Below are 12,823 nucleotides of genomic sequence, written 5' to 3' on the forward strand. Positions count from 1 at the left end.
CTTCCTCACTTTTTTCCTAGATGGTTCTATTATAGCGAATTAATAGGAAAAGAGAAGGTCACTGATTTTATCGGTAAGCCGTTTCTCGGTAAAGTAAGCATGCAGCAGCTCGTTTTCATCCAATGTGCCTGTTTCTTTACCGCCCGCCTCGACAATGATCGGATGCTTGCAGCCACGTTGAAATTTTTCTAATACGTGAATCAGCAGCTCCTGTTCATCCGCCTGTATCGGTTTTAACACATCCAAATTCGATTTTTTTCCATAGTAACGCTCTAATAAAAATCTCATAAAAATAAACCGCCGCTGCTTCCATTCATGGTAGAGTGAAAAAAGCAAAAAGGCGATCACCACCCATACATTCAGATGCGAAGGTGCGGTCAGCAAAATAATAATGGAGAACACACTTAAACAAAAAAATGAAATCAATAAGGTCTGGCGATGCGCACTTGGAAACGATTTTTTTAATGAGAGCAGTAAGAAGACGAGCTTGCCGCCATCAAGCGGCCACATAGGAAATAGATTGAACAGAAAGATCATAACGTTGTAATGGATAAACAGGGTAAATAAATCTTCAGGCACTATTTGGAAAGAGAATAACAGATAGGCAAGTGCCACCATCCATACATGTTGAAGCGGCCCGGCAAGGACCACAATGGTCTCTTCCTTTAGGGGCCGATTTCCATGCTCATCCATTTCAGCCACCCCGCCAAACGGGAGAAGGGTAATTTTTTTAATCCGCCATGAAAAAAAAGAAGCCGCTGCAGCATGCCCCATCTCATGTATAAAAATGATCCCAAGCAGCAGACAAACTTCCAGGAAATGCGCTGTCGCAATTGATATGGCAATAACAATCCACAACAATGGATGGATATAAACATGACGTAAAAGTGTAATCGCTCTATTCAAAGCGAATCACCTGAATCGGGTCAATAAAGTCATCGCCTTTTTTAATGGCAAAATAGTATTGGCCTTTGGATTTATCTTCGTTGGTTGAGGCGGAGACAGTCCCAACTACTGTTCTTTTATCAATATAATCGTATAATTTCACTTTAATATCTTCCAAATTTCCGTACCAGGTTTCCGATTCATCAGAGTGCTGAATAATCACCGTTTTTCCGATGCCTTCTTTGACGCCGGCAAACGTGACTAAGCCGTCGTTAATGGTTTGGACTGCCGCCCCTTTACCTGTTTCAATCATGATACCCTGGCCATTTTTTTCAAAGTTTTCGGTTATCTTTCCCATCGCTGGAACGGAAAAGTTCTGATTTTGCACCATCTCTTTTTTGCCTGCTTGATCCTCACTGGAAAATGGCAGCAGAGCCAGTGGTTTGCCAAATTTGTCTTCGTACCAATTAGACACTGTAGCAAACTTAAAATCCTTGTCCATTTGACTTGTCACGAAATCCCGAGCCGGCGCAAAGGTCGCCGATTGGTTGCGAAACAAAATAGCCACAACCAAGAACAAGAGGACCGACGCTAAGATTTTGAAAAAGAATACTTCTTTTTTGAATAAGGGGTGCCCGCCATCATCATTTGAATGATTAGACGGACGAATCGAATGGAAGTCATAGTGCTCATCATCATCATTACCCGGCCAAGCTAATCTTCGTTCCGTACTTGTAGTCTGTGCCCCTTGTTCCTTTTTCCTTTTGGCGATTCGCCGCCGTATTTCTTCCGGTGTAGACCGCGCCATATCATCAACCCTTTTCCCACTTTTTGTACAAGTCTATGAGTGAAAAAGAAAGAGTATGACTTAACATTAAAAAAAGCCTGTCCTACGTGTTAGGACAGGCTGCTCTATTATCGAACACCAAAAAACTTCTTAAGTTTTGTGAAAACACCTTTGTTTGCTTCCTCTAGAGGCTGCAGGGGAATAGATTCACCAAGAATTCTCCTCGCAATATTCCGATACGCAATGGATGCTTTGCTATTTGGATTTAAGGCAATCGGCTCACCATGGTTGGAGGCTTTAATAACTTCTTCATCGTCAGCGACAATCCCAATCAGTTCAATTGATAAATGCTGGGTGATTTCGTCGATATCCAGCATATCACCGCTTTTCATCATATGATTGCGAATACGGTTCACGACTAATTTGGGGGCTTCCATATTCTTTTGTTTTTCTAGCAAACCAATGATTCGATCGGCATCACGGACAGCTGAGACTTCAGGAGTTGTTACTACAATGGCCCTGTCAGCACCGGCAGTAGCGTTTTGAAAGCCCTGCTCAATTCCTGCAGGACAATCAATAATAATATAATCATAGTCTTGTTTTAACTCAGTTATCAGTTCTTTCATCTGTTCAGGCTTAACCGCTGATTTATCAACCGTCTGGGCTGCCGGCAGCAGATACAATAAACCATCAAAGCGTTTGTCCTTGACTAAGGCTTGATGAATTTTACATCTTTTTTCCACGACATCGACAAGATCATAAATGATCCTGTTTTCTAGTCCCATGACGACATCCAAATTTCGAAGACCGATGTCAGTATCTACTAAGCATACTTTTTTACCTTGAAGGGCTAAAGAAGTCCCAATATTAGCAGAAGTTGTCGTTTTCCCTACTCCGCCCTTACCGGATGTTATTACAATTGCCTCTCCCACCTTAAAGTCCCCCTTCGAATCTGTTTAAATTAGGTCTTAAATGTATTAAAACTTGTAATCTATCAACAATGATTTTTTGGTCATCATCTATGTAAGCACATTCCATTTCCCGTTTTTCATTGTTTTCGACTATATCTGGGGCTCGATTTATATGATCACTAATCCTAAGCTGCGATGGTTTCATACTGGAGGCCGCAATGACGGCTTCCTCGTTTCCAAAACAGCCAGCATGTGCCATTCCTTTTAAGGCTCCCATAATAAAAATATTACCGCCGGCAATGACGGTTCCGCCTGGATTGACATCTCCGATCAATAGCAGATCCCCGCGCGCTTCTAGGACTTGTCCAGAACGAATGATTCTAGTGACGGTCAGGACCTCATTTTCAGCCTTTAGCCGTGCCGCTTCTTCCTTGGTGACGACATTTGAAACAATATCATCGACCACTAGATTCTTTTTTTGCCGAATTAAACTTTTTAATTCTTCCCGCTGCTCGTCCGTTAAATAACGGTTGCCCACATCCACTTTGACGGAAATGACATTCCGATCTTCTTGTGTCCGGGCGTTAACGGAAAGCTTTTGATCCAGTTCTTTTTTAAGTTCCGTGTAAGAACATGTATCATCAAGATGAAGGACAAGACCTTCCTTCGTTCCTTTTATTGTAACATTTTGACGCTTTTTCATGGAGAATTTTCACCTCATAATAAAAAAACAATTTCGGAACCTGTTTAGCAAGTTGGATGCTTGCTTGCAGACCTTTTCCGAATGAAAAACAGACATTTATTAAAAATTCGACACGATGCGTCCATTCTCCTTTTTTTTTAAAAGAAAAGCTATCGGGGAACTGCGGCTCACATCATTCGTCTCTTAGCCCTTCCGCATGCTTTTCGAATAGCCGCTTTAAAGGATAGACTGTAATTAAAATGAAGATGGCATTTATCATCAACGTTGGATAAAAACGCAGATCAAGAAAACTCTTAAAATCAAGGCTGGTGATATGAATTAAATGATCCATTTCATAGGCTCCCACTTCTAATAGGGCAACCCCAAGTAAGGAGACTAGGAAGGCAACAATAATATTTAATTGAATGATATTCATTAGCTTGGCTGCCAAATAGGCAACAAACGGAAAAAGGAAAAAGTATATACCGATTATTTCAATATAGACAATATCAAACAAAAGACCAAAAATCGCCGCATAAATTATACCTTGTTTCCGACTAACATAAATAGTTAGAAGCAATAGGGCCGCAAATAGAAAATGGGGCGCGAGGATTCGATTATGTCCTAACATGTCTGCGGGTACATACTGAACAAACAAACTTTCCAAGATAAATAAAAACAGAAACAAAAGAGGAAGAAGGAATTTTTTCATTATTCCTCCTCCTTCCCATCGGTTACTTTACTATCAGCAGGCTGGGCCATAATTCTCTTTGTAACCATGACTGTTTTAATATCATAAAAGTCTGCCCCAGGTTTGACGAGTGCTGTTAGATTTAGTCCATATTGATCCTGCTTCACTTCTACTACTTTCCCTATCATAAGCCCTTTTGGGAAGACATCGCCTAATCCTGAGGTGATGACGGTCTGACCTTTTACAATTTTCGCACCAGATGGAATGGCCTTGACCATCAATAATTTTTTCTCATTATCATAGCCTTCCACAAGTCCATAGACGTCTGTGTCTCCTTGGACAATCGCCGAAACCCGGTTTTTTGGATCCATGGAGCTTAATAACTGAACAGTAGAACTAAATTGTGTAACATTCTTTACTTTTCCAATCAGGCCGTTCGCTGTGACAACAGCCATATTTTTTTCAATACCGTTTAATTTTCCTTTGTCGATAATAATCATTTCATGCCAACGATCAGGGTTTCTACCAATCACAGTAGCTGGAAGTGGTTCAAAATCTCGCAGGGTCTTTTTTTCACCGAGAACGTCACGCAATTCTTTATTGTCCTTTTTCAACTCTTGAACCTGTGCTTCAAGGCTGGCTACATTTTCGATTCGCGATTTTAATTCTTTATTCTCTTCGTATGTATTTGTTAAGTCCTGGAGATTTTCAAAAAAGCCTGCCACATAGTTGGACGGCTTTGAAACCAGGGATTGAACCCAGCCGGTTGTATCTTTCACAAATTGCTCCGGCCAAGTTAGTTTATCTCTCTCCCTTAAAGAAAACCCAATCAATGCCACGAGAACAATAATGCTGACAAGCAAAACAATCAGTCGTTTATTCAAAAAGAACTGTGGCATGATTATACACCTCTATTTTTCTAAAATTACAAATCTCTAAATTTTAATTACTGTCTAGCTCGTCCTATTAAACAGCAGCCTAATTAACGTGAATCCTTCGCTCTGTTTTTGAATAAATTGATATGGTCTAAGGCATTACCCGTACCAATGGCCACGCAATCAAGCGGGTTTTCCGCAATTAAAACAGGCATTTTTGTTTCTTCACTAATCACCCTGTCCAAATTGCGAAGCAGTGCGCCTCCACCCGTTAAAACAATGCCGCGGTCCATGATATCGGCAGCAAGTTCTGGCGGTGTTTTTTCGAGTGTATTTTTTACAGCATCAACAATCGCAGAAACCGTATCGTTTAAGGCGGTCGCAATTTCTTTGGCCGTGATTTCTATTGTCTTTGGCAGACCTGTCAAGAGATCACGTCCGCGAATCTCCATATTGTCAATTCCTTCAGGGATTCCGGCAGAGCCAATTTCCATTTTAATGGTTTCAGCGGTCCGTTCTCCAATCATTAAATTATAATTTTTGCGGATGTAGGAAATAATCGACTCGTCCATTTCATCCCCGGCTACGCGAATCGATTGACTTGTGACGATCCCGCCTAAAGAAATAATCGCTACTTCAGTCGTTCCGCCGCCTATATCCACCACCATACTGCCGGTCGGCTCCCACACAGGTAAATTAGCGCCAATTGCGGCCGCAAACGGCTCCTCAATCGTATAGGCATCCTTTGCCCCAGCTTGTCTTGTTGCATCAATGACCGCTCTCTCTTCCACCGCTGTGATGCCGGATGGAACACAAACCATTACATATGGCTTGCCGGAAAAAAGAGAACTTTTCTGGGCTTGTTTGATGTGGTATTTCATCATGGCTGCCGTAATTTCAAAATCAGCAATGACACCATCCTTCATCGGTCTCATGGCGATGACATTTCCTGGTGTCCGTCCAATCATATTCTTGGCATCGTTCCCCACTGCCACAATATTTTTTGTATCTGTTTGCATGGCTACCACTGATGGTTCACGCAATACAATTCCCTTTCCTTTTACAAAGACAAGCGTGTTAGCTGTCCCTAAGTCAATTCCAAGATCTCGAGGTCTTATTCCAAACATAATGTTGTATCTCCCTTTCTGATACGAAATGCACAAATGCTATAGGCAGGTTAATCACCTTAATTATCATGTCTATTTTCGTACTAATTAAATATAGCAATATTAAAATCAATCCTAAAAAATCATACCCAATATTATAGCTCAACGTCAAATAATATCCTAGTGTTATAAATACCCTTTTTCCTTTAGAGATACAAATTTATTTTCCCCGATGATCAGGTGGTCGAGAAGGTCGATACCAATAATCTTTCCGCACTCGACTAGCCTTTTGGTCACCTCAATGTCCTCGCGGCTCGGAGTCGGGTCTCCGGAGGGGTGATTATGCAGGGCAATGATGGAGGCGGCGGAACGCTTCAAAGCCTCACGATAGACCTCCCTAGGATGTACTATGGAGGCATTTAAGCTTCCGATAAAAATCGTTTGTTTGTGGATGACTTGATTTTTCGTGTTTAAATACAAACAGACAAAATGCTCTTGGGTGAGAAAGCGCATATCGTTCATGACATACTTGGCACCGTCTTCTGGTGAGCGGATCACATAGCGGTCGGTATTATTACTGTTGGCAATTCTCCTGCCAATTTCGACCGCTGCCAGAATTTGAATGGCCTTAGCTGATCCAATTCCTTTGATCTCTGTCATTTCTTCTAGAGTGGCGTTTTTCAGCTCTCTAAGCCCTTCAAAATGGGTAAGCAGTCGATTCGATAATTGCAGCACCGATTCATCCTTCGTTCCGGTCCTGAGCAAAATCGCGATTAATTCATGGTTTGATAAGCTTTGCGGGCCATGATGGATAAATCGCTCTCTCGGCCGTTCATCTTGTGGAAAATCACGGATCATCAATGTATTGGTTGACACTTTGTTTCCTCCCTTTTTAATTGGGAGTTAATCATGTTTCATACGGCAAATGGTAGCCTGCCTTTTTCAGTTCCCTGATTGTTCTTGCAACTGGCAGGCCGACAACCGCAAAATAGTCTCCATGGATTTTTTTAACGAGCATACTTCCAAGCTGCTGAATGCCATACGCTCCTGCTTTGTCAAACGGTTCACCACTTTGCACATAAGCGTTAATTTCCTTGTCGGTTAACTCCCAAAACCATACTTCCGTTCTTTCATAAAACCGGATCGTATTCGTTGGTGATACAATGGCCACACCAGTAAATACTTCATGCTGTTGGCCAGATAAACTTTTTAACATCTTAAATGCTTCTGCTTCATCCTTAGGTTTTCCTAATATTTGCTGGTTCGCAACCACAATTGTGTCCGAACCAATAACGAAAGCCTGCTGGTTTTTTGTAAAAACGGTTTGAGCCTTTCGTTCGGCCAACTCCATCACAACTTCCTGCGGAGAAAGAGCTGGGTCAAAGCTTTCATCAACTTCACTGCTTGAAATCGTGAATGTTAAGTGGAGATTTTCTAGAAGTTCTTTTCGCCGTGGAGAAGAAGAGGCTAAAATGAGGTCTTGCATTTCATCACCTTACCTTTTTACATTTGTATAGGGAGATACATGTTCATCGTATCAGAAATGTTAGAAGCAAACAATTTTAATATGCTTAAAATTTGAAGAAAGTTGTCATATTATGCAAAGTAATGTTTTCTGAAAAATGAAAAAGCTTATCTTCTAATAAGACAAGCTAGGCAGGATTGACTATTTCCCAGAAAATATCGGGTTTTGTCGATTATAAAGCATTGTAAAGTGCCAAAAAGTTCAATAAATGCTGCTGGGCTTGAGTGATGCTTTTAGCAGCTTTTGATTTTTGATATTCCTTTACCTTTTCATCAGCACTTGTTAATTCTGTCTTTATTTTTTTAACCTGTTCGTTTTTTACACTGTTATCTTTTAATTGCGCTTCGATCTCTTTTATGGCTTTAACAGCGTCTTCAGGAATGGCTTTTGTTACTAGCGCACTAGATGTGGCTAAAGAAAGAGTTTGATAGATGGACGGTACTGATTCGAGAAAAGTCTTTTCTTTATCTGTGAGAGTAGAAACTTTCTTTTCATTAATTACTAGTGGTTTGGCAAATGCTCCTTCGGCCCCATTATTTTTATATTGTGTGCTTAAAGATTTAGCGGTTTCAATAGAATCGGCTATTCCTAAAAATATTAAGTATTTACCATTTATTTCGAATATTTGCGATGGCAGCCCTTTTGCTTGTAACTGTGTAGATACTTCTTTGGCACCCTCCTTCGACGTAAACAGCCCGCCTTGGATGACATTGACGGAGAGCGGACCGATTGCCGCCGAGGTGCCTGTGGATGCCTGGGTGTCCGGGTCGTTTTTTTCTTCCGTAACTGTTGTTGGCAGGGTACTTGTTCCTGTCTTCTCTGCAGGTCCTGTCATCACCAACTTCAACATGACAACACCAATGGTTGTCCCAATCAGAATGGCAAAGGTAAAAGATAGTAGAATGCTTCCAAATGGGCGACCATTTTTCTTGTTAGAATGACTTGAAAAAGAGACGACTTTCGGAAGACTGCTTTTTTTTGAACTTTTATGACTGACAATTTTAAATTCCTCTATATCCTGTTCGGAGGATTCCGGGATGATCCAATCAAAACTTTCATCGATGGGTTCCTTCGCTGCCGCTGACTCTAAAAACACATCAGAATCTACTTCCGTTGTATTTATTTTGATGACTCTTGGACTGGTGTCGCTTTTTGGTTCTACTTGTGTAGGTTCTTCTTGAAAGGTCGTGTGTTCACCGTTTAATTTAATTTTAATTGTATTGCCGCCTTTAGGCTTGTCCACTAATCGTACTCCTCTCTCTACCGATAGCTAATGGCTTCATCCTAACACAAGGGCAAAAAAAAATAACAAGACTTTTGTCGTCTTGTTATCGAATGCTTTCGTCAAATTATTTGTAAGTTCGTCATGTTGTTATTAAGGCTGTGTGGTCGCTGTCGCTGGAAATTGACTTAAGGGATTATCCTTACCAGCCGGCGCTGGTGCATCAATCTTCGGCAGTTGTACCGCAAGATCAGCTAAAGTCGGCATGTAGAAAGCGGAAACCGTCAAACTGTATGTTAATGGCTTGGCTTCTTGATCCAAACTAGTAATCTCTTGACCACCTGAATAACTAATCGATTCTACCACAACAATCCGCTGTAAGGATTCTAGCGTTTCAATAAACTTTTCGAAATCCTTATAGGTTGGAGATTCGACACTTAGTGATACAGTCAGCTTTTTTAGGGCAACCGTTTGAGCTTGGGCTGGTTGTTGGCCATTAGCTGGTTGTTGTTCCGTTGCTGCCGCTTGATTAGCGGAAGCATCTGTCGTAGGTTGCTGACCATTGGTCGTTTGCGCATTCGCCTGCTCTGCAGCCGTATTCACATCCGCATCCTTTGTAAACCCCATGGAGCTGATTTTACTATTAGAGAGGGTTTCTGCCTTTTCAAGATCTAGGATGACTTGTTCCTGAAGCGGCTTTACAGGTAATATCTTCTGTAGTTCCTTGGTGTCCTCTGCCGTTTTGGTTGTGTCTTCTGCCTTTTTTTGACTGATCGTATCGAGCAGTTTTTGTTCATTTGTTAAGGATTGCTCCCTGGCTGCTAAATCTGACTTTAAGGGCGAGAGAGAAAAAAATTGAGCATAAACGATGAGTAACACTAATAAAAGAGCGCCGACTCCAAGAATCAGTTTGTCTCGTTTTGAGAGTTGAAGCTTCATGAACCCGTCACTCCCTTCTCATCTTTTTTGCTCTTTTTTATCGTTTTTTTGACGTACTCTGTATTGAGCTTTATTTCAAATTGACCAGTGTACCGAGGGAGAATATTTGTGACTGTATTTGTACCGGCTGCCGTGCTTGGTGCCGCAGTTGTAGTATTCCCTGTCGTACTATTGGTTTGTGTATTCGTTGTGGTACTTTGATTAGCAGTTGTACTTTGACTCACTGTAGGATTCGTCGTCGTACTTGTTGAGTTACTGCTGTTCGCAGTTGTCCCAGTTGTCGGTGAAACCTGCCCTGTTGGCGTTTGAGCTGTCGTTGCTGTGTTTGGTTGTACTGTTGTACTAGCTGTATTTGTTTGAGTAGTTGCAGCAGATGTTGTTGCCGTTTGAGCTGTTGTTGCTGCCTCTGTACTCGAATCAGCTGGAGCCGCTGCCGCTAACGAGCTTAGACTGGCTTCAGAAATCCACTTTGACTCATTGAGACTATCTAAAAAGTAAGCCGCTTCTCGAGCACTATCAAACTGAACGGTTAATGTTATGGTCCCGGCTTCTGTATAACCAAAACTTTGGATAAAACCGCGTTCTGGCAATAGTGAAGTTAGATGACGCATAACAGGTATCGTTTGAATTGGGTAGTCATTCGCCCAGTCAATCGCGCTTTTTAATTGGCTGACGGAGTTCGTTGCTTCTACGGTTTTACTGTTTTCTTCTTGTTTTTGAGCAACTTTCTTTGTCATCGATATTTGGCTGTCCAATGATGATAGTTGATCTTTTATCGATTGAGTTTGATAGTAATAAAAGCCACCGATTAAGAGAAAGAGTACTAGAAAAGTTGAGATGGTAATAAGAAAACTAAACTTTTTCGGTTCTTTCTGTGGAAGCAGGTTAATTTCGACTAACATTATTGCACCTCTTTCAAAGCGAGCCCTAATGGAAGGATTAAATTAGCCGGTATGCTTCCTGACTTACCATCCACAGCGAGCAATTCAACTGGGACCTCAAAGCGATCCCTCATTTCATCCATGATGGCTGAAAGCATGGGATGATCGCCACTTAAAAGAAACTTTGAAATATCTTGTTTTTCATTATTTAGACTATATCGATAAAAGTCGACTAGTTTCAGAATCTCTCTGAATATCTCTTCAAACTGGATCACCAATTCATCTGCTTCACCTGTAAATTTACAAGTCATCAGGCCAAGGGTGTCCTTTTTAATCTCCCATTTATCCATATCAAATGGTAGTGCAAATGGGCGCATCACCACTGGTACACTGCCTTCAAATATACACAAATTTACACTCGTCAAATCGAATTGAACTGTAAAAAGCGTTTCCGGTTCATCAGCCTGTCCTAGCTGATGGTATAAACGATAAAGAGCAAGCGGTGATATATCAGCTGCCACCGGATTTAGCTTAAGACTGGAAAATAACTCCGCATATTCCATGACCTGTTGTTCTGGGGCCGCAAAAAGAAGGAGATCCCTCGTTTTTTCATTATCTGAAAGTGGATAAAAATCAAACACTGGTTCTTCAAAAGGTAAATGGATACTTGATCCTAACTCTAGATACAAGTATCCTTTTATTTCATCATCCTGAATTTCAACAGGAATCGAGACTTTTCTAATAATCACAAGCGGATCAGGCACGATAAAGCGAATCGATCGTCTCCGCATCTTCCATTCATCGATACATTCCTCCAAGATACTTGTTAAGGACTCTGCATCCGTAATTTTCCCATCATGAATAATCCCTGGTGGGAGAAAACGTTCATTCCATCTTTGCGCAGATGGAGGATCAGTTTGTTTCAATTCGACAAAACGAATGGAATGGTCATTTAAAACCAGATTAATGATTCGGTTTTTGGGTGTAAATAGGGAAAAAGCCATTTAAAAAACCCCTTAATTATAATCCTTGATTAAGGAAACGTAAGTATAAATTGATTAAGTCATATCCCCAAAAATAAGCTGTCAAAGTTCCAGCGGCAATAAAGGGTCCAAAGGGAATGGGCTGGCGCTTCTTAACAAGTTTAAGCAGCAGTGCCAATCCGCCGATCACTGCACCATATAAGGTAGAGAGGAAAAATGATAAAAGAACAAGTTTAAAGCCTAATACAAACCCTAGGAGGGCGTATAGTTTCACGTCGCCAAAGCCCATCCCGCCCTTGCTGACGAACATGATGACAAAGAGAAGAAGAAAACCGGTAACTGCTCCGATCAGGCTGTCATACCAAGGAGAAAGCGGCCAAAAAATCCGTTCCAATAAAAAAATCCCTGCAAACCAAATCAGAATTTTATCAGGGATGATCATATAGTTAATATCGGAAACAACGATAATCATTAGCATCGATATTAGTGATAGTGCAACTAATAATTCTCCAGACCATCCAATAACTAAAGGTGCTGTCACAAACAAAAGTGCAGTTAGTAATTCCATAATCGGATAAATAGGAGAAATCCGCGACTGACAGCCGCGGCATTTCCCTTTTTGTAGCAAATATGAAATTACCGGAATAAGTTCATATGGTTTCAATTGATGGCCACAGGTCGGACATGCCGACCTTGGCTTTACAATTGATTGTTTTAATGGTACTCGCAGGCCCACTACGTTGTAGAAGGAGCCTAAGAGGAGACCATAGATAAAAATTAGACTGTTAATCATTACTTAGCTGCTGCAATAAGTTGCTGCTCAGTTGCTTCCGTAGCTCCTGATGTAGTATTTGCAATAGCTACAGCGGGGTGTCCTTTTAATGAATAGGTGAAAGTCCCTGTTGCATCCTTAGTTACAACAACTGTAAAGGTGGCTGGTGCATCAAAGCGTTCAAGATATTTTTTTAGGTTAGCATTAGTTATTTCCAATGTGGAACTAACCGTTACATTTTCATTTGCAACATACATCTTTGCTGCATTAATGATTTGTACTCCTTCTTGTGCAGTTGCCTTATCGTCTGATTTACTAATAACACTTGAAATTGCTGGAATCGCAATTGCCGCAATAATCCCCAAAATAACAATAACTGCTAATAATTCAATCAACGTAAAACCTTTTTGTTCTTTAAGTTTTAAACGTAAGCTTTCTACCATTTTTCCATCTCCTTGTGGTTCTATGAACCTAGTATTATTTCTCTATGAGTATACAATAAATGACATCTATTGAAAAGATAATTTTTAGCAGATTTTGTCCCAAATTTTACATTTTTGTAGA

Annotated in this window: 15 protein-coding genes; all 15 read right to left on the reverse strand. The window is 40.9% G+C overall.

All coding sequences use genetic code 11. The annotated features are described in order from the left end of the window. Positions 1-39: 39 nt before the first annotated feature. Positions 40-906: a M50 family metallopeptidase gene (locus tag AC4E8C_RS17540; protein ID WP_490207945.1), complete on the reverse strand. Its 867-nt coding sequence runs from the start codon at positions 904-906 to the stop codon at positions 40-42. Further along, the gene (locus AC4E8C_RS17545; protein ID WP_490207946.1) at positions 899-1,693 is read right to left on the reverse strand and encodes a peptidoglycan DD-metalloendopeptidase family protein; all 795 of its coding nucleotides are present in this window, start codon (positions 1,691-1,693) and stop codon (positions 899-901) included. Before AC4E8C_RS17545 ends, AC4E8C_RS17540 begins: the two co-directional genes overlap by 8 nt. Positions 1,694-1,800: 107 nt before the next feature. Next, a complete protein-coding gene (gene minD, locus AC4E8C_RS17550) occupies positions 1,801-2,604 on the reverse strand; it encodes a septum site-determining protein MinD (RefSeq protein WP_490207947.1) in 804 nt (267 codons plus the stop codon). Position 2,605: 1 nt separating this feature from the next. Then, positions 2,606-3,286: a septum site-determining protein MinC gene (gene minC / locus AC4E8C_RS17555; RefSeq protein WP_490207948.1), complete on the reverse strand. Its 681-nt coding sequence runs from the start codon at positions 3,284-3,286 to the stop codon at positions 2,606-2,608. Between the two features lie 172 nt (positions 3,287-3,458). Beyond that, complete coding sequence (mreD, locus tag AC4E8C_RS17560) at positions 3,459-3,977, reverse strand: rod shape-determining protein MreD (protein ID WP_490207949.1); 519 nt, start codon at positions 3,975-3,977, stop codon at positions 3,459-3,461. Further along, positions 3,977-4,855 carry a rod shape-determining protein MreC gene (gene mreC, locus AC4E8C_RS17565; RefSeq protein ID WP_490207950.1) on the reverse strand — a complete coding sequence of 293 codons (879 nt, stop codon included), beginning with the start codon at positions 4,853-4,855 and terminating at the stop codon, positions 3,977-3,979. The genes mreD and mreC overlap by 1 nt, the downstream gene beginning before the upstream one ends. Before the next feature lie 83 nt (positions 4,856-4,938). Then, complete coding sequence (locus AC4E8C_RS17570) at positions 4,939-5,958, reverse strand: rod shape-determining protein (protein WP_490207951.1); 1,020 nt, start codon at positions 5,956-5,958, stop codon at positions 4,939-4,941. A 165-nt stretch (positions 5,959-6,123) separates the two neighbouring features. Beyond that, on the reverse strand, positions 6,124-6,813 hold the full coding sequence (gene radC, locus AC4E8C_RS17575) for a RadC family protein (protein ID WP_490207952.1): 690 nt from the start codon (positions 6,811-6,813) through the stop codon (positions 6,124-6,126). A 31-nt stretch (positions 6,814-6,844) separates the two neighbouring features. Then, complete coding sequence (locus tag AC4E8C_RS17580) at positions 6,845-7,423, reverse strand: Maf family protein (protein ID WP_490207953.1); 579 nt, start codon at positions 7,421-7,423, stop codon at positions 6,845-6,847. A gap of 211 nt (positions 7,424-7,634) precedes the next feature. Beyond that, entirely contained in the window at positions 7,635-8,705 is a 1,071-nt protein-coding gene (locus AC4E8C_RS17585; protein ID WP_490207954.1) for an SPOR domain-containing protein, read from the reverse strand. A gap of 132 nt (positions 8,706-8,837) precedes the next feature. Next, positions 8,838-9,623 carry a pilus assembly protein PilO gene (locus AC4E8C_RS17590; protein WP_490207955.1) on the reverse strand — a complete coding sequence of 262 codons (786 nt, stop codon included), beginning with the start codon at positions 9,621-9,623 and terminating at the stop codon, positions 8,838-8,840. Then, entirely contained in the window at positions 9,620-10,525 is a 906-nt protein-coding gene (locus AC4E8C_RS17595) for a PilN domain-containing protein (RefSeq protein ID WP_490207956.1), read from the reverse strand. The genes AC4E8C_RS17590 and AC4E8C_RS17595 overlap by 4 nt, the downstream gene beginning before the upstream one ends. Further along, on the reverse strand, positions 10,525-11,508 hold the full coding sequence (pilM, locus tag AC4E8C_RS17600; protein WP_490207957.1) for a type IV pilus biogenesis protein PilM: 984 nt from the start codon (positions 11,506-11,508) through the stop codon (positions 10,525-10,527). The genes AC4E8C_RS17595 and pilM overlap by 1 nt, the downstream gene beginning before the upstream one ends. Positions 11,509-11,524: 16 nt before the next feature. Next, the gene (locus tag AC4E8C_RS17605; RefSeq protein WP_490207958.1) at positions 11,525-12,280 is read right to left on the reverse strand and encodes a prepilin peptidase; all 756 of its coding nucleotides are present in this window, start codon (positions 12,278-12,280) and stop codon (positions 11,525-11,527) included. Continuing rightward, on the reverse strand, positions 12,280-12,702 hold the full coding sequence (locus AC4E8C_RS17610; RefSeq protein ID WP_490207959.1) for a prepilin-type N-terminal cleavage/methylation domain-containing protein: 423 nt from the start codon (positions 12,700-12,702) through the stop codon (positions 12,280-12,282). Before AC4E8C_RS17610 ends, AC4E8C_RS17605 begins: the two co-directional genes overlap by 1 nt. Positions 12,703-12,823 lie beyond the last annotated feature (121 nt).

The organism is Neobacillus sp. SRL179 (assembly GCF_984799095.1).